This window comes from Isoalcanivorax indicus (genome assembly GCF_003259185.1).
Taxonomy (GTDB): Bacteria; Pseudomonadota; Gammaproteobacteria; order Pseudomonadales; family Alcanivoracaceae; genus Isoalcanivorax; species Isoalcanivorax indicus.
This window is the reverse complement of sequence record NZ_QGMP01000001.1, coordinates 1,224,362-1,250,015: the sequence shown is the minus strand read 5'-3', so window position 1 is coordinate 1,250,015 and position 25,654 is coordinate 1,224,362. Positions and strand designations below refer to the sequence as shown.

Annotated in this window: 27 protein-coding genes; 1 reads left to right on the top strand and 26 read right to left on the bottom strand. The window is 58.2% G+C overall.

Annotated features, from left to right (window positions below):
• Positions 1-5 precede the first annotated feature (5 nt).
• From galU to DKW65_RS05695, 22 genes are all read right to left on the bottom strand, one after another.
• Positions 6-887: a UTP--glucose-1-phosphate uridylyltransferase GalU gene (gene galU, locus DKW65_RS05795; RefSeq protein ID WP_111656368.1), complete on the bottom strand. Its 882-nt coding sequence runs from the start codon at positions 885-887 to the stop codon at positions 6-8.
• 24 nt (positions 888-911) lie between these two features.
• Positions 912-1,682, bottom strand: a complete 771-nt coding sequence (locus DKW65_RS05790) for a class I SAM-dependent methyltransferase (RefSeq protein ID WP_111656367.1) — start codon at positions 1,680-1,682, stop codon at positions 912-914.
• Positions 1,675-2,832: a hypothetical protein gene (locus DKW65_RS05785; RefSeq protein ID WP_162925733.1), complete on the bottom strand. Its 1,158-nt coding sequence runs from the start codon at positions 2,830-2,832 to the stop codon at positions 1,675-1,677. Before DKW65_RS05785 ends, DKW65_RS05790 begins: the two co-directional genes overlap by 8 nt.
• Positions 2,792-3,805, bottom strand: coding sequence for an NAD-dependent epimerase (locus DKW65_RS05780; protein WP_111656365.1), 1,014 nt, complete (start codon positions 3,803-3,805; stop codon positions 2,792-2,794). Before DKW65_RS05780 ends, DKW65_RS05785 begins: the two co-directional genes overlap by 41 nt.
• Positions 3,802-5,142, bottom strand: a complete 1,341-nt coding sequence (locus tag DKW65_RS05775; RefSeq protein ID WP_111656364.1) for a UDP-glucose dehydrogenase family protein — start codon at positions 5,140-5,142, stop codon at positions 3,802-3,804. The genes DKW65_RS05780 and DKW65_RS05775 overlap by 4 nt, the downstream gene beginning before the upstream one ends.
• Before the next feature lie 49 nt (positions 5,143-5,191).
• A complete protein-coding gene (locus DKW65_RS16115) occupies positions 5,192-5,944 on the bottom strand; it encodes an ElyC/SanA/YdcF family protein (protein WP_111656363.1) in 753 nt (250 codons plus the stop codon).
• Complete coding sequence (locus tag DKW65_RS05765) at positions 5,928-6,755, bottom strand: nucleotidyl transferase AbiEii/AbiGii toxin family protein (RefSeq protein WP_245932403.1); 828 nt, start codon at positions 6,753-6,755, stop codon at positions 5,928-5,930. Before DKW65_RS05765 ends, DKW65_RS16115 begins: the two co-directional genes overlap by 17 nt.
• Positions 6,752-7,396, bottom strand: a complete 645-nt coding sequence (locus tag DKW65_RS05760) for a type IV toxin-antitoxin system AbiEi family antitoxin domain-containing protein (protein WP_111656362.1) — start codon at positions 7,394-7,396, stop codon at positions 6,752-6,754. Before DKW65_RS05760 ends, DKW65_RS05765 begins: the two co-directional genes overlap by 4 nt.
• Positions 7,397-7,456: 60 nt before the next feature.
• The gene (locus DKW65_RS05755; RefSeq protein WP_111656361.1) at positions 7,457-8,350 is read right to left on the bottom strand and encodes an alpha/beta hydrolase; all 894 of its coding nucleotides are present in this window, start codon (positions 8,348-8,350) and stop codon (positions 7,457-7,459) included.
• Positions 8,351-8,481: 131 nt separating this feature from the next.
• Positions 8,482-9,468 carry a D-2-hydroxyacid dehydrogenase gene (locus tag DKW65_RS05750; RefSeq protein WP_211315751.1) on the bottom strand — a complete coding sequence of 329 codons (987 nt, stop codon included), beginning with the start codon at positions 9,466-9,468 and terminating at the stop codon, positions 8,482-8,484.
• Complete coding sequence (locus DKW65_RS05745) at positions 9,455-10,258, bottom strand: aldolase/citrate lyase family protein (protein ID WP_111656359.1); 804 nt, start codon at positions 10,256-10,258, stop codon at positions 9,455-9,457. The genes DKW65_RS05750 and DKW65_RS05745 overlap by 14 nt, the downstream gene beginning before the upstream one ends.
• A gap of 14 nt (positions 10,259-10,272) precedes the next feature.
• On the bottom strand, positions 10,273-10,950 hold the full coding sequence (locus DKW65_RS05740) for a sugar transferase (RefSeq protein ID WP_111656358.1): 678 nt from the start codon (positions 10,948-10,950) through the stop codon (positions 10,273-10,275).
• A gap of 37 nt (positions 10,951-10,987) precedes the next feature.
• Positions 10,988-11,737, bottom strand: a complete 750-nt coding sequence (locus DKW65_RS05735) for a hypothetical protein (protein ID WP_111656357.1) — start codon at positions 11,735-11,737, stop codon at positions 10,988-10,990.
• Between the two features lie 2 nt (positions 11,738-11,739).
• Entirely contained in the window at positions 11,740-12,915 is a 1,176-nt protein-coding gene (locus DKW65_RS05730) for a glycosyltransferase family 4 protein (protein WP_111656356.1), read from the bottom strand.
• Between the two features lie 9 nt (positions 12,916-12,924).
• The gene (locus tag DKW65_RS05725) at positions 12,925-14,082 is read right to left on the bottom strand and encodes a polysaccharide pyruvyl transferase family protein (RefSeq protein WP_111656355.1); all 1,158 of its coding nucleotides are present in this window, start codon (positions 14,080-14,082) and stop codon (positions 12,925-12,927) included.
• 17 nt (positions 14,083-14,099) lie between these two features.
• Positions 14,100-15,239 carry a hypothetical protein gene (locus DKW65_RS15855; protein WP_162925732.1) on the bottom strand — a complete coding sequence of 380 codons (1,140 nt, stop codon included), beginning with the start codon at positions 15,237-15,239 and terminating at the stop codon, positions 14,100-14,102.
• Positions 15,232-16,626, bottom strand: coding sequence for a flippase (locus DKW65_RS05720; protein WP_111656354.1), 1,395 nt, complete (start codon positions 16,624-16,626; stop codon positions 15,232-15,234). The genes DKW65_RS15855 and DKW65_RS05720 overlap by 8 nt, the downstream gene beginning before the upstream one ends.
• Before the next feature lie 363 nt (positions 16,627-16,989).
• Positions 16,990-17,394, bottom strand: coding sequence for a hypothetical protein (locus tag DKW65_RS05715; RefSeq protein ID WP_111656353.1), 405 nt, complete (start codon positions 17,392-17,394; stop codon positions 16,990-16,992).
• A complete protein-coding gene (locus DKW65_RS05710) occupies positions 17,378-17,575 on the bottom strand; it encodes a helix-turn-helix transcriptional regulator (protein WP_111656352.1) in 198 nt (65 codons plus the stop codon). The genes DKW65_RS05715 and DKW65_RS05710 overlap by 17 nt, the downstream gene beginning before the upstream one ends.
• 221 nt (positions 17,576-17,796) lie before the next feature.
• A complete protein-coding gene (locus tag DKW65_RS05705) occupies positions 17,797-18,774 on the bottom strand; it encodes a nucleotidyltransferase family protein (protein ID WP_162925731.1) in 978 nt (325 codons plus the stop codon).
• 29 nt (positions 18,775-18,803) lie between these two features.
• The gene (locus DKW65_RS05700; protein ID WP_111656350.1) at positions 18,804-19,784 is read right to left on the bottom strand and encodes an HD domain-containing protein; all 981 of its coding nucleotides are present in this window, start codon (positions 19,782-19,784) and stop codon (positions 18,804-18,806) included.
• A gap of 138 nt (positions 19,785-19,922) precedes the next feature.
• Entirely contained in the window at positions 19,923-21,311 is a 1,389-nt protein-coding gene (locus DKW65_RS05695) for an MBL fold metallo-hydrolase RNA specificity domain-containing protein (RefSeq protein WP_111656349.1), read from the bottom strand.
• Positions 21,312-21,445: 134 nt separating this feature from the next.
• Here DKW65_RS05695 and DKW65_RS05690 point away from each other — a divergent pair, with 134 nt between their 5' ends.
• A complete protein-coding gene (locus DKW65_RS05690) occupies positions 21,446-22,228 on the top strand; it encodes a hypothetical protein (protein ID WP_111656348.1) in 783 nt (260 codons plus the stop codon).
• 5 nt (positions 22,229-22,233) lie between these two features.
• Here the strand turns inward: DKW65_RS05690 and DKW65_RS05685 are convergent, their stop codons facing one another.
• Genes DKW65_RS05685 through rfbB form a run of 4 tightly spaced genes read right to left on the bottom strand, consistent with a single transcriptional unit; the run spans position 22,234 to position 25,642 of the window.
• Entirely contained in the window at positions 22,234-22,581 is a 348-nt protein-coding gene (locus tag DKW65_RS05685; protein ID WP_111656347.1) for a MarR family EPS-associated transcriptional regulator, read from the bottom strand.
• A 22-nt stretch (positions 22,582-22,603) separates the two neighbouring features.
• The gene (rffA, locus tag DKW65_RS05680; RefSeq protein WP_111656346.1) at positions 22,604-23,740 is read right to left on the bottom strand and encodes a dTDP-4-amino-4,6-dideoxygalactose transaminase; all 1,137 of its coding nucleotides are present in this window, start codon (positions 23,738-23,740) and stop codon (positions 22,604-22,606) included.
• Complete coding sequence (rfbA, locus tag DKW65_RS05675) at positions 23,737-24,627, bottom strand: glucose-1-phosphate thymidylyltransferase RfbA (protein WP_111656345.1); 891 nt, start codon at positions 24,625-24,627, stop codon at positions 23,737-23,739. The genes rffA and rfbA overlap by 4 nt, the downstream gene beginning before the upstream one ends.
• Positions 24,614-25,642, bottom strand: coding sequence for a dTDP-glucose 4,6-dehydratase (gene rfbB, locus DKW65_RS05670; RefSeq protein WP_111656344.1), 1,029 nt, complete (start codon positions 25,640-25,642; stop codon positions 24,614-24,616). Before rfbB ends, rfbA begins: the two co-directional genes overlap by 14 nt.
• Positions 25,643-25,654 lie beyond the last annotated feature (12 nt).

Genomic DNA, 25,654 nt, shown 5'->3' with positions numbered 1-25,654 from the left:
GTGTTTCAGCAATATTCCCGCACCAGCGCCCTGAAAGCATCACCCACTTCGGGATGCCGCGCCGCGTACGCCAGGGTCGCCTGCAAATACCCTGCCTTGCTACCACAATCATAAGTCTTGCCCGTCATCCGATAGGCCTGCACCGGCTGCTCCTGAATCAGCGCCGCAATCGCATCGGTCAACTGGATCTCGTTGCCGGCACCGGGCTTTGTTTCCGCCAGCAACTCGAAAATCCGCGCGGGCAAGACGTAACGCCCCACCACCGAAAGATCCGACGGCGCTTCATCCGGTGCCGGCTTCTCCACCACCCCGGTCATGGCCGTGCTTTCACCCGCCCCCGGTGCCGCGCCGTCCAGCGACACGATGCCGTACTGGTCCACCCGCTCACGGGGCACCTGCTCCACCATGATCTGCGACGCCCCGCTTGTCTCGAACGCCTTGATCATGTGACCCAGATCCGTCTGCCCCGGCGTCGCATGGTTGTCCACCAGTACATCCGGCAGCAGCACCGCAAAGGGGGCATCACCGATCACTTCGCGGGCGCACAGCACCGCATGGCCCAGGCCCAGCGGCTTGCCCTGGCGCACGCTGATCACCCGCACGTCTGGCGGCACAATCGAGCGCAGCACCTCCAGCAGCTTCTGCTTGCCCTTCTTCTCCAGCTCGGTTTCCAGCTCATAGTGCACATCGAAGTAGTTTTCGATCGCCGCCTTGGCCGAGTGGTTCACCAGCACGATCTCCCGCACCCCGGCGGCTACGGCTTCGTTGACCACATACTGGATCACCGGCATGTCCACCACGGTAATCATTTCCTTCGGGATCGACTTGCTCGCCGGAAGGAAACGGGTGCCCAGGCCCGCTACGGGCAATACAGCCTTTCGAATCATCACTGCTCCTGTCACATCGCTCTGTCAGTCCACCGTTACGCAGATAAAGCGCAACGGCCAATGCATCAGTACCTGATCACCTTCTGTGCTGACACCCGGGCCAGCGACAACAGCCTCAATCACTGCCTCATCATCGGGCGCATTATCCAGACCGAACAACAGCCGGCAAAATGAACCCATTTCGGCGAGCGAGGCAAAGCGCCAGGCCACATCCAGAAGCTGATCCTCCTGAATGTGCCATCCGGCCTGCCGCAACAGCCCGGTATCGGCATCATCCAGGAACAACCCGTGATGGCCCATAGGGCAAAACTGGTCCACCGGGCCATTCAGGAAAAGTGCCGTGGGCGTGCCCGCCTGCACATCCGCAATGCAGGCTACCGCACCCGGTTTCATAAGCCGCCGCATTTCCGAATATACCGGGCCACGCTGCTCGATATGATGCAACCCGGCCAGCGACACCAGCCGGTCAGCGCACGCGTCCGGCAAGGGGATTCGGGTCAAATCCTCCGCCAGCACCAGCGCCGGGCGGGCATCAGGTGCCAATCGCTGAATAAACCCATCCGTGCTTTCCACAGCGGTGTAGCGCACTTCGTGTCCAACCGGTCCCCCGGGGATCATGTCCCTCAGCCAGGCACCGCCGGCAGGCACGTCCAGCAAATGGCAGGCAGCGTTGCCTACCCTTGCGGTGATCAGCGCCTGCTCGAACTCGACGCGGCGCGCCTGCGGGCACTGGGCCATAGCGGCTGTGTACTGCGCGCCCCGGCGCTCAAAGATGTCGGCATACTGGTCAAACATGGCGGCCCCGCAAGCGGCGGCTCCAACGCTTGGTCGCGTTACGCCAACTCATCCGCCGTGTCACATCCGAGATCGCCGCCCGGATTGGCGCAGGCAGGCGCTCATCGCCCCGAGCGCTCCGGTTGAGCAACTTCCAGATAATCACTTCGGTAGGACCCAGCTTCAGAGAGCGGATGGCCTCCGGCGTCAGCGGCAAGGGGAACGCGGGCGGCACTGGCAACCCTTCGAGCTGGAAGTTGAGCATATTGCGAATACACTTTTCGCAGCGGCAGCAGTTAGCGTCACGCTGCGCCCCTTCCCAGCAAACACGCAACCCCTGCATGGCTGCTGGCCACTCGCTGATAGTCCGCAACTTCACGGCACGCGTATGGGTGGCGCCGTCATGCACAATTTGCAGCGCTTCTGACGCAAGCATCGGATCTGACAGCGGGTTGGACCCGTTCACCAGCTCCCCCGCAGACAGCGCAAACGATGACGGGATATACAATCGGCCGAAAGCGGGCGACAGCAGATGTCCGCAGGCTGCCAGTGCCGTAGCAAAAATATAGCCCCAGCGCTGCCGGTTCACCGACCGGATATTGGTACGAACCCACACCAGCGACATATCCAGCGAGGCCAGCATCTGCGCGGACGACGCCATCGCCGACGCGAAAGCAGGATCATCCAGGGGGATATCCAGCCCATGTACCATGAGTCCCGCATCAATCCGCGGGTAGCGCGGGTCACCCTGCGCATGACGAAATGCGGTAAAGCAACTGTCCGCACCGCCGGAAAAGGTGGACAACGCCGCCCGGGCAGGGGGCGGATCGGCAACCACCTGATCCACCTCCAGCGCCACGCGATGGTAACGAGCGGGCACAAACTGCGCCCACACCGCCATGAACTCCTCCAGGCGATACAGCAGGCCTGCCGAGACAGACCCCTTGACCCGCACCGGCACATTCCGGGCCATGCCCTCGAACAGCATCGCCACCAGGAACGGGTCGGCGAGCGAGGTCACCGGCGTGTCCGGTGCCACCTCGAACCAGAGCGTGTCCTCTCTTCCGTCCGGAAAGCAGATACGCGCGGCACAATGCAGACAGTCATCCCGGCGAACCGGCGCCAGCGGTTCAATCAGTAACGCGGTAGTAGCTTCGATACCATTCGACAAAACGGCGGACCCCCTCTTCGATACTTGTTTGTGGAGCATAGCCGGTATCCCGCTGCAACGCCGTCACGTCGGCATAGGTGTGCTCCACGTCGCCCGGCTGCAAGGGCAGCAGCTCTTTTTCTGTGGTCTTGCCCAGGGCGGTTTCCATCAGCTCGATGTAGCGCAGCAGCTCGACCGGCTGGCTGTTGCCGATGTTGTAGACCTTCCAGGGCGCACGGCTGGAGGACGGGTCTGGCTTGAGACCGCTCCAGTCCGGATTGCCCTCCGGAATACGGTTCAGGGCCCGCAGCACGCCATCGACGATATCGTCGATATAGGTGAAATCGCGCTTGTGCTGGCCATAGTTGAACACCTTCAGCGGTTTGCCCTGGCTGATCGCGTGAGCAAACAGGATCGGCGACATGTCCGGCCGGCCCCAGGGACCGTACACGGTAAAGAAGCGCAAGCCGGTGGTGGGCAGCCCGTAAATGTGGCTGTAGGTATGCGCCATCAGCTCGTTGGCTTTCTTGGTGGCAGCATACAGCGACACCGGATGGTCCACGTTGTCGTGTTCAGAAAACGGCATGGTTTCGTTGGCGCCATACACCGAGCTGGACGACGCATAAACCAGATGCTCCACCTTGTGGTGGCGGCAGCCTTCCAGAATGGTCAGAAAACCCGTCAGGTTGCTGTCGGCATAGGCCATCGGGTTTTCCAGCGAATAACGGACCCCGGCCTGCGCCGCCAGATGCACCACCCGGTCAAAGCCCTCTTCTGCAAACAGCGCCGCCATGGCGTCGCGGTCGGCCAGGTCCTGCTGCACAAAGCGGAAGTTCGGGTACGGCGCCAGGCCGTCGAGGCGCGCCTGTTTCAGCGACACCTCGTAGTAGTCATTGAGGTTATCCAGGCCCACCACCTCATGCTCATCAGCGAGCAAGGTGCGGGCCACATGGAATCCGATAAAGCCGGCGGCGCCGGTGACGAGAATTTTCATGAGCGGCTCACACTGTCCCCGCGACCCACGGCGTAATACATCAACCCGGCCGCCTTCACCGTCTCCGGATCAAACAAATTACGACCATCCACCAGCACCGGAGTTTTCAGGGTCTTCTTCAACGTCGCGAAATCCATCACCCGGAACTCCTTCCACTCGGTACAGATCACCAGCGCGTCGGCCCCTTCCAGCGCTGCCTTGCGGTCCTCCACCAGGGTCAGGTCTTCCCGTTCCCCGTAAATACGGCGGGTTTCCTTCATGGCTTCCGGGTCGTAGGCCGTAATCCGGCCCCCGGCCGCCCATACCGCTTCCATCAGCGTGCGGCTCGGCGCCTCACGCATGTCATCCGTATTGGGTTTGAACGACAGCCCCCACACAGCGATGTTACGACCCTTCAGGTCGCCATCAAACGCCGCCGACAACTTGGTAAACAGCGTCTCTTTCTGGCGGTCGTTCACCGCTTCCACAGCGGCCAGAATCTTCGCCTCATAGCCGACACCGCGCGCGATACGCTCCAGCGCCTGCACATCCTTCGGGAAACAGGAACCACCGTAGCCACAACCGGGATAAATGAAGTGATAGCCAATGCGCGGATCAGACCCGATGCCATGGCGCACATGCTCGATGTCCGCCCCCAGCCGCTCAGCCAGATTGGCCATCTCGTTCATGAAGCTGATCTTGGTGGCCAGCATGGCGTTGGCCGCATACTTGGTCAGCTCCGCCGAACGGATATCCATGAAGATCAGCTTCTCATGATGGCGGTTATAGGGCGCGTAGCACTCACGCATCAGCCCCTCGACCTTCTCTGAATCGGTGCCGACCACAATCCGGGCGCCCTTGGTGAAGTCCTCGATCGCCGCCCCTTCCTTCAGGAATTCCGGGTTCGAGCAGACATCAAAGTCCAGCGTGGCGCCACGCGCCGCCAGCGCCCCGGCCACCGCCTCGCGCACCCGGTCTGCCGTGCCCACGGGCACCGTGGACTTGTTCACCACCAGTTTATAGTCCTGCATGTGCTCGCCGATGGTGTTGGCCACCGCCAGCACATACTTCATGTCCGCCGAGCCGTCTTCGTCCGGCGGCGTGCCCACGGCAATGAACTGCAGGGTGCCGAAGTTGACCCCCTCCGCCGCATCGGTGGTAAAGCCCAGTCGGCCTTCCTTCACGTTGCGGCTGACCATGGGCGCCAAGCCCGGCTCGTAAATGGGGATCTGCCCCTGCTTGAGGGCCGTGACCTTGGCCTCGTCCACATCCACACACAGCACGTTATGGCCCGCATCCGCCAGGCAGGTTCCCGTGACCAGGCCCACATAACCTGTGCCGAAAATGGTGATGTTCATCAAAGACTCCGTCTGATTTCAAGGTGGGTATGATGCCACTGCTGCGCCATTACTCCCAGCGCAGCGCAAGGCGGCCCAGCAGCTCGTACCAGGCCCGTTCGGATTTTTCCAGATGGCGACTGGCAGGCAGCCAGTAACCGAGGGTGTGGCGGCTGTCGCGGCCCGCCAGGAATTGGGTGGGCGCAGCCTCCGGCACCAGCCCCGCCGCCCGGAAATGCGCCATGGCCCGGGGCATGTGCGAGGCCGAGGTGACCAGCACCACCCGTGCGCCCTCGCCCAGTTGCGCCGCCACAGCGCGGGCTTCCTGACCAGTGTCTGTGGGGAATGTGAGGGTAATCAGCGCCTGTGGGGGCACGCCCAGGGCCACGGCGGCTTCGGCGTAGCCCACGGCAATGGGGCCCTGGTCGCTGCGGGGGCTGGTGCCGGTGACGATTAAGGGGAAGTCCCCCAACCGCCACACCCGAATGCCCTCCATCAGCCGCGCCCGCGAGCTGTCATTCAACCGCCCCACCACGCCCCAATCCCGGCCCGGCTGCCAACCACCACCCAGCACCACCACCGCCTGCACCTCCTCCGGCAATGCCTCCAGCACCGGATACTGCGCCTCCAGCGGCCCCAGCCAGCGATCAGCCACGGGGGCCCAACTGGCCACACAGAGCGCCAACCCGGCCCCAAAGGCCAGCGCCCAGCCGGCTGCCTTGCGGCGCGTGGTCAGCAGCACCAGCCCCAGCAACAACAGGCCCAGCAGGACCGGCCCGGGCATCAACAGCTGGCCGGTGATGGCTTTAAGGGTGGTGTACATGGATCTTGCGCGACAGGTCAGTAAAGTAATCGCGTGACCAGATATTCAGCTGGTCAGGGGTGCGGATAAACGGCTGCACATCACGGCGTGCCGATTCAATATCGAGGGATCCTATGCGCGCACTCAGCAACTGTTGAAATGCTGCTTCATCCAGCACATCGTCGCCCCAGTCCCCGCTCTGCCTGGCCCTTATCGCCAAATGCTCCAGATTCAACGGCACTGCGTTGCGCACATACCACTCGAAGTCATACCAGTCTCGCCCCTTCACCCTGTTCTTCCAGCGCCGAAATAGCAGTGCATGCATCTTCCCTGCGTAAAGATCCGGCAACGCATAACACTTCACGTAGAACGAATAAGGCTGCACGAGCAGCTTTTCCTCCGTGACAAACCCGCCTGGCGGATCAGTGTCGACCTCAAACTTGATTTTCAGAACGCGCTGTCCGGCTACCCTGACATCGTAAATGCTGGTGTTTTCTTTCAGAAATGCCGAAACCACCGCCGAGGCACTGACTTTTTTTCGTTGTGAAATATCGATCTCGAAACCAAATGCCTTGAATTCGGCGGTAAGGGCGCGAAAGTAGGGCTCAAGCGAAAAATCCGGATCAGCGGCCAGCAAGGAGAAATCCAGATCCTCGGAAAAACGCGGCAGACCATGGAATATTCGCAGACAGGTGCCACCATAAAACGCGGCCCGGTCAAAGAACCCGGCACGCTGAAGGCCCGCCAAAGCGATCTCCTGCATCACCTCTCGAAGGGCATGACGCCGCTCATCTGCAGGGTAGCGGGCCAACATCTGCTCGATGACTTTCACTGCATGCCCCCCAGGATTTTCCCCAGCAGCTCCAGCTGTCGGCGCTTGTAGTCTGCGTTGACGTAATGCGCCACAACAGTGTCATCAGGCACCATGTCGGCAAGCGTAGCTTCGTCCAGTCGCAAGTCCTCGAACAGGAAGCGTTGCATGGCCGCAAAGCTGGTTGCGGTGAGATTACGGGTCAAGATGACCTTGTCGCACAATGCCTTGGTGGGCCCTGCCATCAAGAAGCACTGATTTTCAGCATCCATGTGTTGCTCTATCCCCACCGGGAAAAGGCGCTCCGGCAGTGTGGTATACGAAAACCGACCCAGAGGATTATCAAACACCCGGCTGCGCCGCATGCAGACTGACGTCAATTCGTGCACTCTCTCCGGAATCAGGCCGTACCAGGACAACGCGTAATCCAGAGACACGCATGAAGGGCCATACAAATGGTTGGCGATCAGGGGCAACGACAGCGGCGCCTGCCGCCAGGTCGGCCCCACAACATACAGCCCCCGCTTGAGGGGCACCAGCACCCCCTGGCGCAGCCACTCCGCTATCTTGTCGTTGGGGCGTCGATAGCTGGCCAGGAGCGGCAACAACGCCCCATGGCCGAAGGGCACCGCCCCGAAACGGGCAAGTTGAGCTTCCAACATCGCATCATTTTTTGCATACATAATCGGAAAATATCCGATTAAGCATACAATATCAATAGGTCAGGCAGCAGGCAGATGCCGGTTCAGGAAGTCGAGTTGATCGCGCAGGCTGATCTGGCGGGCCTCGCCCTGGTAGATGTCGAAGTGGCCCACCGGGTAGCGGCGGACCTCGGACTGCGGCATCAGGGCGGCGGCTTTCTCCGCAGCGGCCATCGGGGCCACGGTGTCTTGCTCGCACAACAGCAACAGCGCCGGGCATGGCACCCGCGCCGCATAGCGCACCGGGCGGAACAGCATCAGCCGGCTGGAGACCCGGGCCGCGACCTTGTTGGGCACGCCAGCAGGTAACAGCGCCGTGTAGCCGTCGTAACAGTCATGGGCTGTCATGGCCGCCACCTCGCCGGGCTTGCCCGCCGAAGCGATGTAATGCGGCGCCGCGCCCACCAGGCCCCGGGCCATATCCACCGCGCCATGGGCGCTCAGCTTGAGCAGGTGCCACGGCCCGGCATAGCCCAGCACCGCCCGCACCGACGCCAGGCCATCCATCATCGGGCACTGGGCAATAATGGCCCGCACCCCGCCATCCCGCGCCGCCGCCACGGTGACCAGGCCACCGCCAAACGACGTGCCCCACAGGCAAATCGCGTCGGCACGCACGCCCTCCAGCCCGCGCACAAAGGCCAGCGCCGACAGCCAGTCTTCCACCTCCTGCTCCGGCACCAGCAACTGGCGCGGCTCGCCGCCGCTGGCACCAAAATGCCGGTAGTCGAAGATAAAGACGCTGTAACCCGCCGCCACAAACGCCTCGGCAAACGGCGCCAGACCGCAGTCGCGGGTGGCCGCAAAACCGTGGCCCATGATGATGCAGGGGCGCGGGCCCTTGCCCTGGCCGCTATAGAAGTAACCTCGGCAGGTGATGCCGTGGCTGTCGAAAGTGAGGTCTTGTGGGGTCATGGGGTATCCTTGATTGCCGCATGGCTGTGCCAGGTTTACAACAACGCCAGCACCTTGCGGACGCAGGCGTCCAGGTCGTCGGTGGCGGTGGTGAAGTTCTTGATCAGGCCGATATCGACCCGGTAATGCCTTCAATAACCCGCTGATACATCCACAGGTGTTACCAAGCTCTCCCCCGCCTGATAAGCCTCGGCATTGCGGGCAAAGATATCCAGAGCACGTTCCAGATAATAAGGCGTGGTGCCTGACACATGGGGAGTCAGCAACAGGTCCTGGCGGTTCCAGAGCGGAGAATGAGCAGGCAGGGGCTGCTGCTCGAAGACATCCAGCGCCGCACCGCGCAACTGGCCGCTGTCCAGCGCGTTCAGCACCGCATCACCACGCACCACGCCGCCACGGGAAATATCCACCAGTACCGCCCCGGGCTTGAGTTGCGCAAGCAGGCCCTGATTCACAAAGCCACGGGTCTCGTCGGTCAGTGGTAAGCAAACGGCCACATAATCTGCCTCGGCCAGCAACTCACCCGCTTGGGATTGCGGGCGCACATCCACCACACCCTCCATCGGGCGCGGATGCCGCAGCGTGCCGGTGACAGTCATGCCAAAGGCACGGGCGCGTTGCGCCAGCGCCTGGCCAATATGCCCCAACCCGAGCACCACCAACCGTTGGCCGGTGAGCTCCTGAAGCCAGGTGCGTTCCCAACGATGCTCCCGGGACTGCGCCACAAAGCGATTGAACTGCTTGGCGAAGAACAACATGGCACCGATGGCGAACTCGCTCATGGGCGCGCCGTGCACGCCACTGCTCTTGGTGAGCAGCACCCCTTCCTTGTCGAAGGGCATGTCCCAGATCTTCTCTACCCCGGCAGACAGGAAGTGAATCCACTTCACCCCTGACACCCGTGCAAGGATGTCCGGCAACTCCGGTAACGTGGGTGCAATCACAACGTCGAACGATGCGCACGCCATCAGGTCTTCAGTACAGGAAGCGAACCCCAGGGCTGCCTGTGGCAAGTACGTGGCCATCGCCGCCTTGACCTGCTCACGCTGCTGCTCAAGCACACCGCTCTTTTGCACGAACAGCACACGCTCGATAGTGGGTCGCTCAACCTCGCTCACGGCGGATTCTCCCTGCAATCTCGAAAACCCGTGTGGCCAGGCGCTCATGATTGGCAAACAGCGCCTCGTCATCGGCAGCGAGCCATCGCGCTTCCAGATCGCGCAGCTTGTCCAGCTCAGCAGCCAAGTCGATATCCCCATCGCGGAAGGCGCGGGACAAGATGACATGCTGCGACCGCAGGCGCACATGCTCACCCATCACATAATCAGCAGGCAGGTCGCCCTGCCCCACCCGGGCAATGCCGCCAATACCGAAGGGGATATCGTGCGCACTAAGTATTGATGCAGGCAGATCAAGCAGGCTGGCCGCCAGGGGCTCAAAGAGGAAATCCAATGCCATGCCCAGTGACAGATCGTTCAGCCCAAAGTGAATCTGATCACCACTTTCCAGATGCGGGAGCAGGGTTTGCAAGCGCACCAATGAAGCGGGCGTTTCAGCCAGCAGCGTGACAGGCATGCGCCCGGCGACGATCTGCTTGAACCGGGCAACCTCTTCTGCAGAGAAGAACATCGGCAGCATCAGCCGATCGACACCGCGCTGGGCCAAGGCGTCTACTTCGCCTTGCGTACCCTCATGCAGCGGGTTGATACGTACCATCAACTCGGCATCGGAGAGGCTGTCACGAAGGCGAGCCACGTCATCCAGCGTGTGAGCTGCCTTATGGGTGTCCAGGTGGCCCTGACGCTCCGCCTTACCCAATATCTCCATGTCGGCAAAGATACGTTGCACACCACAGGACTCAGCATGGCGTGCCATGGCGGGGTCACCCGTAATAAACATGTACTTCATAAACGCTCCTTGAACTACTCCTTGTTGGGGGATGCATCCTTGCTTGCCGCATCGCGGGCTTGCTGGGCGCGCAGACTGTCGCGATAAGCACGCCAGTTCTGACCTTCGCCACCATAAACGCCGGACCCTTTCAGCACCACCACCACTGTCTTGAGGATGATGCCGATGTCGTACCAGAAACCGTAATTCTGCACATACTCCGAATCGGCCTGAAGCTGTTCCAGCCAGCCCAGGCTACGGCGGCCGCGCACCTGCGCCAGGCCGGTGAGGCCAGGGCGAACGTTGAAACGGTCCATATGCTCCGGCGGCACGACTTCGAGCTGCTCAGGGATGATGGGGCGTGGCCCGACGATGCTCATATCGCCCTTGAGCATGTTGATCAGCTGCGGCAGTTCATCCAGGCTGGTGGCGCGCAGGAAGCGGCCGGCACGGGTAATGCGAGGATCATCGCCTTCGCTGATCACCTTTTCGGCGTGTTGGTCGATCTGATCAGGAGCGCGATCCACCATGGTGCGGAACTTGTAGATGCGGAACAGCTGGGCATCTTTGCCAACTCGGTTCTGAAGAAACAGTGCAGGCCCCTTGCTATCGAGCCTGATCCATAGCGCGATGGCAAGCAGAGGCAGAGACAACAAGAGCAACGCGGCACCACACGACAGGATATCGAAAGCTCGCTTGACGTGATCGCTCATTAACTACCCTTTAATCAAAACAACACAGAATGAAAAATCAGGACTCACCCGGGCGACCGGCCCGGCCAAGGTTAGCTTGCACGGTATCGGCACTGCGAGTTTCCCACAAAGGTTCCACATACAGCCTGCCGCGCTTGGGAAAGAGCGCCGCCATGATGCCCGCCTGGCCGCGCAGATAGAACTGAAAGCGGACCACAGAACCATTATGGGGCTGGAAGCCATGAACGTTGCGCAGCTTGTCCGTGGTGGTGATGCTTGCCAGCGGCCCCACAACTTCATCGCGGCATACGCGAAGTGTCGTTGGGTTGGTGTGCAAATCACCCACCAGATCAAACTCCTGAACAGCCATCTGACCGCGTGCAATGACCTGGGTAGACAAGACATCACGATGGCCATGCGGCTTATGTATGTTGCCGGGCGCCATGAAATGCAGCTTCAAGTACCAGCGCTTGAACGGCACATAGAACAGTGCCCTTTTAAGCGTGATATCTACGTTTTCATCATCCGCTATGGGTTGGTTTAGCCACGCATCAAGTTGGCCGTTAGACACTGCTGCCTTCATCACCTCAGCAACCTGTGTGATAAAAGCTTCATTGTCCAACTCACCATCTTCCAGGCGATACACAAGTTGCCAGATATCATCAAGCAAGCCGCCCTCGAAAGGACCTTGAAGCAGCGGACGAATCAGCTTGCGATGCAACACACGATCCTTGCTTGCAGCCCAAGCCAGAAACGGCGAGAGCAGCACAGCATAGATCAGACGGAAGAAAAGCTTTACGAGGCTCATACCTAGGCTCCTGAGCTGCTATTTGGCTCTATCAGACCCATTGCTTCTAACATATCAGCGTTAACTTTATGTACATCATAAACCTCTTCCGCACGCTTTCGACCTGCCAGCCCAAATGCTCCGGCAAGCTCTGGATTCTCAGCAAGCTCAATAAGCCTGACAGCCAACTGCTCCGGGTTCCTGGGCTCAACCAGATAACCTGTCTCGCCGTGAATCACAGGCTCTCGACAGCCCACAGAATCAGTGGTGACCACGGCGCGGCTCATGGCCATCGCCTCAAGAATCGACCGAGGGATACCCTCACGATAGTAGCTTGGCAGCACAAAAGCTGTGCACTCGGACAAGGCCGGCCGAACATCGGGGATACGGCCAAGGTATTCGATGTAACCACGCTCAACCCAATCATCGACTTCAGCAGGGCTGATGGCATCCGGGTTTTCATCAAAGTCACCGGCCAGGACGAATCGAGCCGACGGGAGCTTCTTCTTGACGATTGCTGCTGCGGCAGCATAGTCACGAACGCCCTTCTCCGACAGGAGCCGCGCCAACATCAAAAAGGTTGCGGGCTTGTGATTAACCTCAAGAGGCAATCCTGAAAAGCGATCCAGATCAATGCCTGAACCACCCACGACTATCGAGTGTTTGTGTTTTGGAAGAATGCCGGCAGACAGCAAATCGGCCTTGTCATCGGGATTTTGGAAAATAACGAGTGAAGCGGATCGCATACCCAGCCAATAAAGCATCGATGCGAAACGAGAAACTAGAGACCTACGTGAGGAGGCGGGAGAAGAAAAAGCATGCCCCAAACCTGTAATCAATGCCGCCCTAACCTTTACCCTCGCAAGCCATGCGGCCATCATACCGAAAACAACAGGCTTTATGTTGTAAGAAAATACAGCAGCTGGCCGATATCTTAATAAAGTAAAGAAAATAACCAATATAGCAAAAAAATCATAAACTGGGTTCGCTCCAGATCGATCAAGGGGAAGATCATGAAGGCGCACGCCCAAATCAGTAAGTCGCTCCCTCACCGCTTCGCTTTCTTTGATCTTTGGAGCCATAGCATGAACAATCAGCCCATTATCAATGAACTCTTTAATGAGATTCTCTCTGAAGTTCATCAGCGACCGTGGATGAGCTGAAAAAATAAATATCGAAGAGTTAACTTTAATCTTCATAGCCTCTTCTCAGGGCCTGCCGTCAGCTAAAAGAGACGATACAGCATCTTTGAAATTTAACTCAGAAGTCTTCGCAGATTTCTTGACAGCTTCTTTTACGCACATCCCGTCATATTGACCTGAGCGCAGGTACATCATAAGTTTTTCCGGCAGACCATCCTTAAACCCTTCTTTATTATAATCGCAGAAGTCCAATTCCTCGATATAGTCATAGAATCGCTTTGTTTTAATAACATGCGAAGGGCAGGATATAACAGGAACCGATAGAGACCGCGCAACTATTCCGAGATGAAGCTTTGTTGTTATTACTAAGTCCAACTCCGAAACCTCCTTAAGTAGTTGGCCCGGCTCTTGGTAAGAGAGCACATGATCTATGTCGATGGCATTAACGAGTAGACGTTCAGCGTCTGCGGAGCGAGCGGGATGCTGACCAGCTTTCTTCTGGTCATGAATGACCACTATCTTTAGCTCGTAACCATTGGGAATTTCATCGCGCACCTTCGATACCAAACCTTTAAAATAGTTTACATCTGCACAATCCGTGAGCTCATGAACATGAAGCCCGAGCATGAAAAATCTATCAGCGCGATCGACCCTTGAAGGCAAGGATTCCGGATAAAGGTCATTAATTCTGTCTCTATCTATTGACATTGCACTATCTACAGCAAGGTTAACTTTCTTGCCTTTTATAGCCATAGAGATGGCATTGGAATGAGATTCTCCATTTCTAACACAACAGTAGCTACTATAGTTTATAGCTCTTGCGACAACTCTACGGAAAATAGGGTTAGATATTGGACCTACCTCAACACCAGATATAACGACTGGAACAGACTGCGCCTCAGCAATTCTGAAGGCAGAACCATAAACGTCATCGTTTCTTAACCCCCATGCCATTTTTTTTATTATCTTCTTTATCCAGCCATCGTTAAGAAAGGGCTTCTCTCCAAAGTATCCGCCGCCATTGAAAACAAGGAGATCAGCTGAGGAGATTGATTTAACCCAATCGCCCTTTCTTGAGTAGAGGCCTTTATGCATCAAGAATTCCATTTCAGCTTTAGGGCACACCTCTTTCACCCAACTCATATAGAGATCTCTCAGCAACTGATCTCCAAAATTGTCGATTCCATAAATTGAGCTTGCACCACAAAACACTACCTTTTCCACGTTCTTCGCTCCTCAAATTATTTCTTTAAACTTCCTTTCAATAAGTAAATCAAAAGGATAAAAATCCAAAAAATGGTGTTCCTTAATCCTTGATGCGTCAAAGAGTAGACCATTGGGCCTAGAAAAATAAGAAAGCCAACGACATCTGACCTCCTTATAGCCGAAAAAAGAAAAGCACAAAAAATGAAAAACCCAACAACTCCATAGGAGAAAAGAACTGTTCCAAGAGAGGAATGTATTTCATGTCGATGGTATAAACCAAATCTGGAGCGCTCGCCTTCAGCGGCGCCAAATATAAGGTACTCAGGATAATCTAAAATTCTAGAATATCCGCGACTATCACCAACATTTTCTGTTTTTGTCTCGATCAGAGATATTCGCCGCTCAACACTCTCCGACACATAGTATAGCTTATCGTCAAAAGCAACCGCCAGAAATGAAACAGAGAAGACAAAAACAAAAGGAGCAATTACAATCGTCTTCGCCCCCTTTCTATATAAAACGACAACCGAGGCTAGAACAATAAAGAACAAACCGGCAATAGCAGTTAAAGAAAATGAAAGAAACACAAGCAACAATGACAAAATGAAATTGTATGCAAAGTATTTATGAGAAACTCGGCCATTCTCAAATATCAGCAACGATATTCCTGCACATAGAAGACCAAAATAGCCCATTTGATTTGGGTTGTTGAACAAAGCCGCTTGCCTTGACGCATGCGCATCAAAATTCAAAACTTGGTATAAAACCGAAACTGTAAGCCCCGCAGAAATACCATATAGTATAGCCTTTAAGGTTAAATCACTGTTCTTCTTGTATGACGAATACACCAGAATCATAGCCAGAAAATTATACAAGTAAAATACCGGGGCCATCATGGTGCTATAAGAAGAAAGAATAATTGACCAAGACACTGAAACAACAAAAACATAAAACACAAAAACTAAGCCCGGGATTACTAAGTCGTAGCCTCCCCGATCTATTCTGATTCCGGATATGGCGGCCAGGAAAATAAAACATACCATCACAAAGTCAGCTAGCTGCGGCAGCCCGCTATCGAACAAATATATAGGCGAAAGCCCGAAGTAAAGGCCCAGAAAAACCATCAACGGGAGGCCGGAATAACGCCCCCTTCTATTCGCTCTTGTATCATCCATGTTTTCGTACTATCGCCGTGTAGGGAAGTGGATTTATGGAAAGCTCTTTTTTTGCGTATACGCAAAGAAAAAAGTTTAGCACAAACAAAGATACCGAAAATGCTATAGCTGCCCCCATTATCCCGCAGGAAGGAACGAGCACAGCATGCAACACCACAGAGGAAAATAATGAGAAAGAAAGAGCTTTTATGGTTTTTCTCTCCTTTCCGCTCATATTAAGAAGCGCCGCCGCAGGGCCTGTTAGCGCATTGATCACCTGTCCAGAACAAATTATAACACCCGCCAGATACCCTGCAGAAAACTGCGCGCCGAAAACTGCACCAAGCATCCACTCACCAATCAGTATAAAAGCCAAACAACAAAAAATGGAGAATACCGTAGTGGCAAGTGATGACTTCCTTATAAGAGCCTCAAGGTCCTGGCGCTGTCCGCTGGTATGCAATTTCGAAATGGTTGGTGATATTGTCATTGTTATCACTGTCAGCGCAAACATCACCATCTGACCAACCTGGAACAGGACTCGATATATCCCAACATCCTCATTACTAGAGTAAATACCAAGATACACGATGCCTATTTGTCCGTTTAGTATCTGAATCCCGCTAAGAATCGATAAAGGGAGGAGCGACGCAATCCATTTTCTATCCTCATACTCCTTATCTGATATTTTTATTTTCTTGGGTAAATATCTTACTAGCATCAGCCCCCCCATGACGGCCGATATTATTGAGGCAGCGAGAAGCATGATCATTGTATTATTAATGGAGACATCAAGCCCTGGCCAAAATAAAATCAGACAGACACCTAAAAGGAAAACTCCAGGCCTTATAATACTCTCTGGTAGCTGCGAAAGCGCGACTCGACCAAGCCCTCTAATAGCCCCCCCTCTAACATTTGACATTGCGAAAACCGGGACTAAAAGAAAAGCAAAAAAGTATATTTTCGGATCAGCGATGCCTTTATCTAGGTAAAAATATACTGCATAAAGGATTATGGCGCCGCCAGCGGCGGACGCCAAAAACGCCATTTGGGTAGATCTTATAATTATCCCTTTTATTTTACCCCAAGCTTCATGGAATATGTACTTGGGGATCTCTCTAGTCAGAAGCGTTGGTATACCTGCTTGTGCTGGAATCGTGGCAATCTTCACGAGTGCATACATGAACGCAAATACGCCGTAACTTGAAGCCCCCAGCACTCTAGCCAATAAGATTACAGCTCCAAGCTCAAGAAGAATGTAGATGAGACGTAGGAACGCCACATACAAACCGCCCCTCACTATTTTTTCAGACATGTCGATTCTCGCGAGGAAAGATCTAAAAAGAAACAGCCTGACACGCGTATGATGGGGCTGAATTGCAGTCTCATCCGTGTTCGTATCCGTCAAGTTCCATAATCCCGCCTAGCCGCCTAAATGAGCAAGAAACGCGCGAAATTGATGCAGCTAGTCGCGGGTACGCTACCGCCACAGGATTAGTCGCCTTTCCCTGATGGCGTGGCCTGGAGGCCGGGTCTTCGGGCTGTCTGCCCTGCCCTGTGATGGACACGGGGCAAGGGATAGACCGCTGATCTGTTCAATGGTTGAACACGAATGTGAAGTCTGGATGAAAATGTGACGGACTTCAATCGGGCTGCCGTGAAGCGGGCGGCCTGTAAGTGCGCGGGGAGTCTAGCGGCCCGGACGGGCCGCTGATGTGCGTCAGGTGGGCTAGTGCAGGAATTTTACGGTCTGGGTGATGCCTTTTCAGGGCTATACCCTGCGGCGCAACACCATGGCAGAGATCATGTGTGTCAGACCACCCACGGTGCAGACCAGGGTGAAGGCACCAGGTCGGCTCTGGGACACTTCCCACAGTGCGCCAGCCAGGGCCCCCACCAGCACCATGTAATAGGCCATGGCCACGGCACGCAGCTGGATCTGCGCATGGCGCTCGTCCAGGGGCGGGTCGTTGCCGAGTATCTGCACGGTCTCGAAGCGCTGGCCAAAGCGCATCACGGCGGCATAGGTCAGCATGATGCCCAGCATCACCAGTCCCATCACGGGTTCACCTGCGCCCAGCCAGGCGGTCAGAAACATCACCGCGCCCAGCACCAGGGCGGTTACGGGCACCAGCAGGGGTTTGCTGGCATGGCGGGATTCAGCGGCTCTGATCATCGAACACCTCCTCTACGGGCCTGCCAAAGAAGCGCGCCAGGGCCAGGGCCAGCGGCAGCGACGGGATATAGCGCCCCATCTCGATGGAGTTGATCGTATTGCGGGACACCCCCATCTGCTCGGCCAGTTCAGCCTGGGTCAGTTGGCGTGCTTTGCGCAGGGCGCGTATGTGATTGATCATATGCCAAGCTTACTTGGCATGGCGAGATAATGCAAAGCCTGCTTGGCATCACCTCGATCTGATCAGGTCAGCGGGCCTTGCGGGTGGGCGTGGGTTGCAGCGCGTTCAGGGATATGGGCGGTTGATCGGGGAAATGCGCGACGATGTCGAGAGAACCGCCCAGTGCCTCTATGTAGGCACGGAGCGTATTGGTGGGGCGCTCGGTAGCTGGGGCGGGTACGTTAAAATACCAGGGCAAGGTGGATCGGGTGTTCCTTGGGGTAGCGTTCACTCAGCCAGTCAGAAAGGGCGCGTGCGAAATCAAAGCTCAGATCCCTCAGCCTGTTGTACTCCTGAGAATCCCGGCGATCTTCACGTTTGACTGTCTTCAACGCGTCTCTGACACTCTCTTGCGCAATTTCGGCAAGAAACAGGTCATAGATGCGCAGAATCTGGTTTGTGTGATGTGAGTCACTCAATGCCTGAATACGACTGATCACTGGCATTAAAAATAAACGGTCGGCTTCATCAAGGCGCTCCTGATGAGTCTTGTTGACCAGCTCAGCCGCTACAATGATGCCGCCAAAATAAAGCAGCTTACGAGAGAAGCGCAGCTTGATATCTCTAAGCCCCCACGGCTTTTGCTGCTCTGCAACTTTCTGCTCCAGATCCGTGGTTATGGTTCTGTAATAGCGGATAATATCGTTCAATAGGAAAAGGGGGACGGCCTCCGGCCGCGCATCTTCACGAATATATCGTCGCAGCAGTCGCTTTCGGTAACCGGAAAATTTTGGCCCGTTGTAGAGCCAATCCCCTTCCAGCAGGAAAAGCATGCGCCGGGTCATGGATTGGTTGGTGTCTTCCTGGCCCCCAATGGGTTCCAGCATATTGCTGAAATGAATGACAGCGTCACTGCCAAAAGTGTTGGTATCGCCCGTTAAAGCAGGCACCTCATCGCTCACTATCTTTTCGATGGCCTCTAGTTGCTCCGGTATTTCTTCCCGGGGTGGCATATCGGCATCAAAAAACATGTAGTAATCAAGATCAGAATGCCGCGAAGCCTCGCGCCGACCATAGGAACCGGTGACGACCACCGTCAGCCGATCCGCATATTCACTTTCGGAAAGAGCCGCACCCAGTCTTTCTCGTAGCGTTTCTACTTTCCTATTACTGAATTCTTGCTGTGTAATAATATTCGAGCATGTCGCATTTTCAGACACAGGCTTCCCCCTTCCATGGATGCGTTTTTCTAATGTCTTATTTTAATACTGGCAGGCGCCTTGGTGACCTGGTAGCGCTGCATGCCTTCCTGGCGGTCATCAATCCAATATGCCCTGGCCGTGTAGTCCTGAACGGGAGCGAGTTCAGCCGGGCTTGAGGCGTCCAGGCTGAGGAGGTTGGAAAATAGCTCAGGGAAGTTGCTTTGCCAGTCTTTTTCCGTGGCCATCAGCCAGGATTCTTTCGGCGTTTCATTCCGGAATCGGAAATAAGAAAGGGCGTAGCTGTCGGCAGCGATGCCCGAATCACTATGAATAAGATCGTTGTAGGCGTGATGCTTGAGCTTCCAGAATTTATCCAGCACGCTAGTGCTCTCGCGCGTGCCGGGCTCTTGCAGAAACGCTGCACGGGCCACACTGGATCGTTTCAGCGCGGGCGCACTGCCTTTCACTGTCAGAACGCTGCGCCAGATGCCTTCAATCGTGTCTATGTTGATGGGGCTGGCAAACAGGTCTCCGCCCTGCTCTGGCGGCGCTTCACCGGCAATTAATGCTTTCAGAAGCTCTACATCGAAATGCTTTCGCAGTTTCGTTGCCAACTTGCCGCTGGTGCCGGAGATTCCGTCCAGCACGCTCATGCCCAGTTCGTGGTGTCCCCAACCCAGTTGTTCCTTGAAATACGGCTCCACACTGTGTGATAGCGGTGAGTGCCCGATATCATGCAGCAAAGCCGCCGCTGTCACGTGTCGACGCATCTCCGAGGAATAGCGGCGACCTCTGGCAACAAAGTCCGCCAGCGCTGCCACATCCAGCGAGTGACACGCACGGGTGCGCAGGGAATCAACGTCACTGGACGGTCGATCAAGGTAATCAATCGCGCCCAGGAACGAAATTTCCTGCAACCGGCGAAACGGTTTGCTGTGAGTGATTTCAACCAATACCTCGTCTTCGCCAAGCGCATGACGGCTTGCCGCAAGATCGTGGTCCACGGTTAAAAACATCGGTGAGTTCATAAGAAAGAGTCTGCCATGCCCGTCGCGGGCACGCTACCGCCACAGGATTGGTCGCCTATCCCTGATGGCGCGGCCTGAAAGGCCAGATTGAGGTCTTGTCGATGATAAATTTTGGTCGAAAATGTGACGAACTTCAACTTATCGCTCCGGAATCTCTAAGCAGGTACCCGGGTTCAGGACCTGGTGTAGCGCCTCACGCAAACCCTCGCGGGCAGTGCGGTCGCCATGGACGATACGAACGGTGCCGGGGCGGCGGCGCATGCCGGTCACAAAGCGCACCAGACCGCGCTGGTCAGCGTGGGCAGAATAGCCGCTGATGGTGTGCACGCCAGCGCGGATGGAGAGGCGTTCGCCGTCCAGGGTCAGGTGGCCGCCCTGCCCCGCCTGTTGCAGGGCGCGCCCCGGGGTGCCGGCGCCCTGGTAGCCCACAAACAGCACATTGTGGCGGGGGTCGCCGAGCATGGCCTTCAGGTAATTAACGATGCGGCCGCCGGTACACATACCGCTGCCGGAAATCACGATGGCCGGGCGGGCGCTGTCGCGCAGATGCGCCACCATGCGTTCGTGGGCGTCGTGCTCATCCACGGTGAGCAGTTGTTCAAAGCTCAGGGGGCGGTGGCCGTTGGCCACACGCTTGAGGGCTTCCTGTGACCAGTAGGGTTTGAGTTCGCGGTAGGCCTGGGTAAAGCGGCTGGCCAGGGGCGAATCCAGGATCACGGGCAGGCCCGGCAGGCGGCTGACCAGGGTTTCCAGTTCATACAGCAGTTCCTGGGTGCGGCCGATGCTGAAGGCGGGTATCAGCACGGTGCCGTCGTCGGCCAGAGCCTGTTCCAGCACGGCGCGCAGGCGATGGGTGCGCTGGCGGCGGTTGTCATGCTGGCGGTCACCGTAGGTGCTTTCGATCACCAGGGTGTCGCAGCCGTGCGGGGGCTTGGGGGCGGGCAGCATGGGGGCGTGCGGGGCGCCCAGGTCACCGGAGAAGACCACACGGTGGGGACGCGCGCCGGGGCGGCGCACATCGCATTCCACATAGGCGGAGCCGAGGATGTGCCCGGCGCGCTGCAAGCGCACGCGCACCTGCCCTGCCCCGTCTGCGCTGCTGTCTTTTGCGGTCAGCGCCGTGTGCCAGGTGTTGTAAGGCAACGGCACCAGGCGCTGGCGAATCACCGCCAGGTAGCGCTCCAGATCCGCCGGGCGGCGGCTGAAGCTGAGCCGAAAGGCATCTTCCAGCACGATGGGCAGCAGGTGGGCGCTGGGCTCGCTGCACAGAATCGGCCCGTTGAACCCGGCGGCCAACAGCCAGGGAATGCGCCCGACATGGTCAATATGCACATGGGTCACCACCAGGGCCTGAATGGCGCTGATATCAAAATCCAGTGACAGATCGTTGGCGTCGGCGCCATGGGGGCTGCGGTCGCCGCCCTGGAACAGGCCGCAGTCGATCAGCAGGCTGTGTGTGGGATTGAATTGCAGTTCATGGGCGGAGCCGGTAACGCCGCGCACGGCGCCATGATGCAGAATGCGCATGGGGTGACCTCCCTGGTCGTGATAATGCGTGTGTCCTTACGCGCCCATTGTACCCCGCTGCCCCGGCTGGTGTAGGTGATTGTCCATCTCGGCACTGATGTCCCTCCTACCCGGCATCATGCTGAGGAGGTGCCATGCGTTATCTGAGTCATTTCGGGGGGTTGCTGGGGGGTATCTTGCTGACCTGGGCGGTGCTGTTCGTGGTCGGGATCTTTATCGGGTTCGACAATGGGTGGTGGCTCACGGGGCTGCTGTTGTTCGGGGTGCTGGGGCCGCTGATGGTGTTATGGGGCGGTGTGCGCACGGCCATTCGGCGCTGGCGCTGGCGCGACTATGGCCTGAGTGGGTTGAGCCTGCCGCTGATGTACCACGAGGGCACGGAACAGTGGGATGCGGAGGGGCATCCCCTGCTCACCGGGCAGGGCACGCCGGTGCTGGTGCACAAGCCGCCGATCAAGCGTCGCGACGGCTTCAGTGTGGCGTTGCTGGCGCCGCAGCGCCTGATACTGTGCCGGGCGGCCGATGCGCCGGGGCGCAAACCTGCGGGCGAGGTGCCCTGGAATGATCTGGACAAGGTACTGGCGGACATCCCGTTGCGTGACTGGAAAGGCGCACATGTGGAGTTGTTTGATGTTGAAGAGGTAAGGCAGAAAGAGGCCGTGCTGTTCCACGGACAGATCTATTTTACGGCGTTGTTGCGGTTGGTCTGGCGGGTGGAAGATGGCCAGCGCTGTGCCGTGTTTTCTTTCTCGGGCAAACAGGGTTCGCCGGAGGTGCGCGAGGTGGTGACGCTGCTGCTCACTGAGGCCGGGGTGCCGGTGCCGAAGCGGTTGCTGGAAGCCGGGGACGACAAGTTAGTGGCGAGCCAGGGCGTCGCCGAGGGGGTAACGGCGTATTTGCGTGCCTGGGCTGGATAGACCGCCTAGTTGTCGCGGGTGACTTCGGCGCGCAGTTCGGCGATTTCGCGCACCAGGGCGTCGTGCTCGGCTTCCTTGCGGCGCAGGAAGCGCAGCGTCAGCGCGGCTTTTTCGCGAAGGCCACCGGGGGTGAGTTTGTACAGATACGCTTTCTTGTTGTTGCTGCGGCGGAAGTTCTCGGCTTTTACCCAGCCCTTCTCCAGCAGCGCACGCATGCAGTAATTCACTTTACCCAGGCTCACGCCCAACCGCTCCGCCAGCTCACGCTGCGACAGTTCGGGTTCGTCTTCAATCAGTCGGAGCAACCGGAGGTGGGCCTCTTCGCTGATACGGGCATCATTATGTTCAGTCATTGAACGGATTCTGCCCGTGGTGTCAGTTCAAGGCAACTTTAACCGCGCGGCAAGTGGCTTCAATCACTTGCGCTTGTTCCGCATCGCTCAGGGCGTAATGCAGCGGCAGACGCAATAACGTTTCCGCCACGGCTTGCGTATGCGCCAGCTCACCCGCGCTACGCCCGAACTTTTGCCCTGCCGGGGCGCTGTGCAGGGGCACGTAGTGGGTGTGGGCGGCCACGCCTGCGTCGGCCAGGCTTTGCCTGACCTGTTCGCGGATCGTGGCATCCGGCAGGCGCACAGCAAACAGGTGACCGTTGTGCTCGGCCTCTGCAGGTGGCTTCAACAGGGTGAGGCCAGGCACGCCGGTCAGCGCCGCAGTGTAGGCCTCCCACAGGGCACGGCGGCGGCGGTTCACGGGTTCGGCCTGTTGCAGTTGGGCCCACAGGCAGGCGGCCTGCACTTCGCTGGGCAGGTAGCTGCTGCCGGTGGCCTGCCAGGTGTAGCGCTGCACGTCACCGCGCTGGAAGGCGCGCCGGTCGGTGCCTTTCTCGCGCAGGATTTCGGCGCGGGCGGCAAAACGTTCGTCATTGACCAGCAGCAAGCCGCCTTCGCCGCCGCTGGTGTAGTTCTTGGTGGCATGAAAGCTGTAGGCGCCCAGGTGACCGATACTGCCGAGGGGGCGCTCGCGCCAGCGCGCCATGACGCCCTGAGCGGCGTCTTCGATCACCAGCAGCTCGTGGCGGTTGGCGATCGCCATGATCATGTCCATGTCGCAGGACACACCGGCATAGTGCACGGGCACGATGGCACGGGTGCGGTCGGTGATGGCGGCCTCGATCTGCAACGGATCAATGTTGCCCGTGCGCGGGCAAATGTCCACGAACACCGGGATGGCGCCACGCAACACGAAGGCACTGGCCGTGCTGACAAAAGTCCAGCTGGGCAGAATCACTTCGTCGCCGGGGCGGATATCGGCCACCAGTGCCGCCAGTTCCAGCGCCTGGGTGCAGGAGGGCGTCATCAAAGCCAACGGGGCGCCGGTATGAGCACGAAACCAGGCCTCGCAGGCGCGTGTGCGCAGGCCGCCGCCAGCCAGTTCGCCGCTGGCCAGCGTGTCAGCCACCGCAGCGGCCTCGGTGCCCAGGCACAGCGGGCGGTTGAAGGGGATCGTCATGGCAGCAGCCCCAGCAGGTAATCGCCATAAGTGGTGTTGGCCAGCGCTTCGCCGCGCTGGCGCAGAGCGTCGTCACTGAGCCAGCCGGCGTGCCAGGCGATTTCTTCCAGGCAGGCAATTTTCAGGCCCTGACGCCGTTCCAGGGTCTGCACGAACATACCGGCTTCCAGCAGGCTTTCCGGGGTGCCGGTGTCCAGCCAGGCGAAGCCGCGGCCGAGCAGTTCGGTGCGCAAGCGCCCTCGCTGGCGGTAGATTTCCAGCACGTCGATGATTTCCTTTTCGCCGCGGGCAGAGGGCTGCACGCCCGCGGCGATGGACACCACCTCATTGTCAAAAAAATACAGTCCGGTCACGGCATAGGGTGAGCTGGGACGGGCGGGTTTTTCCGCCAGTGAGATCACTTTGCCCTCTGCATCAAAGGCCACCACGCCGAAGCGCTGCGGGTCTTTTACCGGATACGCAAAGACCGTGGCGCCATCACGGCAGGCATCGGCAGCCTGCAGCACCGGGGTAAAGCCCTGGCCGTAAAAGATGTTGTCGCCCAACACCAGGCACACGCTGGCATCACCGATAAAGTCGGCACCCAGCACAATGGCTTCCGCCAACCCGCCGGGCGAGGCCTGCACCTGATACGCGATACGGATACCGAAATCCTCGCCCTCCCCCAGCAGCCGCTGGTACGCCGGCAGATCATCCGGTGTGGTCACCACCAGCACCTCGCGAATCCCTGCCAGCATCAGCACCGACAACGGGTAATAGACCATGGGCTTGTCATAAATCGGCAGCAGTTGCTTGGACACGCCGCGGGTGATCGGGTGCAGGCGCGTGCCCGCGCCGCCCGCCAGCAACAAGCCTTTGCGCGCGGGCCTTCTGTCAGGAGCGGGCATGCGATGGCACTCCCCGGAAGTAGGCGAGATAGAACGCCACCGTGTCCTTCAGCCCCTGCTGTAGCGGCACGTGCGGCTGCCAGCCCAGGGCCTGGATGCGGTCGCTGGTGATGGCATAGCGTCGGTCGTGGCCGGGCCGATCTGCCACGGGCAGTATCAGGCTGGCATGGCCGCCGGGCGGGGCGGTCTGCGGGCTGGCCTGGTCGAGCAGCGCACACAGGCGCTGCACCAGGTCAGCATTGGCCAGGGGGGCCTGCGCGCTGATGTTGTAGTGCTGGCCGGGTTCGCCCTGTTGCAACAGGCACCAGAGGGCACGGGCATGGTCGTCCACATGCAGCCAGTCGCGCACCTGCTGGCCATCGCCATACAGCGGGATGGGCTGGCCGGCCAGGGCCTGGCGAATCACCACCGGGATGAGTTTTTCCGGGTATTGCCAGGGACCGTAGTTGTTGCTGCTGTGGGACACCATCACCGGCAGGCCCCAGGTGCGGTACCAGGCGTCGGCCAGGTGGTCAGCCCCGGCCTTGCTGGCGGCATAGGGGGAACTGGTGCGCCAGGGGGCTTCTTCGTGGGCAGGGGCGCCGTGCTCGCCGCGATCGCCGTACACTTCATCGGTGGACACCTGCAGCAAACGGAAGCCTGCCCGGGCCGCCCGGCTCTGCGACGCCAGCCACTGCCGTGTGGCCTCCAGCAAGGTGAAGGTGCCCTGCAGGTTGCTGTGCATGAAGGCAGCAGGGCCATCGATGGAGCGGTCGACGTGGGTTTCTGCGGCCAGGTGGATCAGCGCCTCCGGCTGCGTCTCGGCCAGCAGGCGGCCAAGCAGCGGTGCGTCAGTGAGGTCGCCCTGCACAAAGCGGTAGCGGTCTGACCCGTCGTGGTCCGCCAGGGCTGCCGGTTGGGCCGCATAGGTCAGGGCATCGAGATTGGTGATCCGGGCTTCGGTGTGGGCCAGCAACCAGCGAATCAGGGCGCTGCCGACAAAGCCACAGCCGCCGGTAATCAGTATTTTTTTCATTATTCATTATAG

Excerpts from the sequence above, each read along its gene's own strand:
- DKW65_RS16115 (WP_111656363.1), bottom strand. The coding sequence starts at position 5,944 with ATGTACACCACCCTTAAAGCCATCACCGGCCAGCTGTTGATGCCCGGG.
- DKW65_RS15855 (WP_162925732.1), bottom strand. The coding sequence starts at position 15,239 with ATGGATGATACAAGAGCGAATAGAAGGGGGCGTTATTCCGGCCTCCCG.
- DKW65_RS05735 (WP_111656357.1), bottom strand. The coding sequence starts at position 11,737 with ATGAGCCTCGTAAAGCTTTTCTTCCGTCTGATCTATGCTGTGCTGCTC.
- DKW65_RS05730 (WP_111656356.1), bottom strand. The coding sequence starts at position 12,915 with ATGAAGATTAAAGTTAACTCTTCGATATTTATTTTTTCAGCTCATCCA.
- DKW65_RS05715 (WP_111656353.1), bottom strand. The coding sequence starts at position 17,394 with ATGATCAGAGCCGCTGAATCCCGCCATGCCAGCAAACCCCTGCTGGTG.
- rfbA (WP_111656345.1), bottom strand. The coding sequence starts at position 24,627 with ATGCCCGCTCCTGACAGAAGGCCCGCGCGCAAAGGCTTGTTGCTGGCG.
- DKW65_RS05685 (WP_111656347.1), bottom strand. The coding sequence starts at position 22,581 with ATGACTGAACATAATGATGCCCGTATCAGCGAAGAGGCCCACCTCCGG.
- rfbB (WP_111656344.1), bottom strand. The coding sequence starts at position 25,642 with ATGAAAAAAATACTGATTACCGGCGGCTGTGGCTTTGTCGGCAGCGCC.
- rffA (WP_111656346.1), bottom strand. The coding sequence starts at position 23,740 with ATGACGATCCCCTTCAACCGCCCGCTGTGCCTGGGCACCGAGGCCGCT.
- DKW65_RS05780 (WP_111656365.1), bottom strand. The coding sequence starts at position 3,805 with ATGAAAATTCTCGTCACCGGCGCCGCCGGCTTTATCGGATTCCATGTG.
- DKW65_RS05790 (WP_111656367.1), bottom strand. The coding sequence starts at position 1,682 with ATGTTTGACCAGTATGCCGACATCTTTGAGCGCCGGGGCGCGCAGTAC.
- DKW65_RS05755 (WP_111656361.1), bottom strand. The coding sequence starts at position 8,350 with ATGACCCCACAAGACCTCACTTTCGACAGCCACGGCATCACCTGCCGA.
- DKW65_RS05695 (WP_111656349.1), bottom strand. The coding sequence starts at position 21,311 with ATGCGCATTCTGCATCATGGCGCCGTGCGCGGCGTTACCGGCTCCGCC.
- DKW65_RS05760 (WP_111656362.1), bottom strand. The coding sequence starts at position 7,396 with ATGTTGGAAGCTCAACTTGCCCGTTTCGGGGCGGTGCCCTTCGGCCAT.
- DKW65_RS05690 (WP_111656348.1), top strand. The coding sequence starts at position 21,446 with ATGCGTTATCTGAGTCATTTCGGGGGGTTGCTGGGGGGTATCTTGCTG.
- DKW65_RS05775 (WP_111656364.1), bottom strand. The coding sequence starts at position 5,142 with ATGAACATCACCATTTTCGGCACAGGTTATGTGGGCCTGGTCACGGGA.
- DKW65_RS05740 (WP_111656358.1), bottom strand. The coding sequence starts at position 10,950 with ATGAGCGATCACGTCAAGCGAGCTTTCGATATCCTGTCGTGTGGTGCC.
- DKW65_RS05700 (WP_111656350.1), bottom strand. The coding sequence starts at position 19,784 with ATGAACTCACCGATGTTTTTAACCGTGGACCACGATCTTGCGGCAAGC.
- galU (WP_111656368.1), bottom strand. The coding sequence starts at position 887 with ATGATTCGAAAGGCTGTATTGCCCGTAGCGGGCCTGGGCACCCGTTTC.
- DKW65_RS05745 (WP_111656359.1), bottom strand. The coding sequence starts at position 10,258 with ATGAAGTACATGTTTATTACGGGTGACCCCGCCATGGCACGCCATGCT.
- DKW65_RS05710 (WP_111656352.1), bottom strand. The coding sequence starts at position 17,575 with ATGATCAATCACATACGCGCCCTGCGCAAAGCACGCCAACTGACCCAG.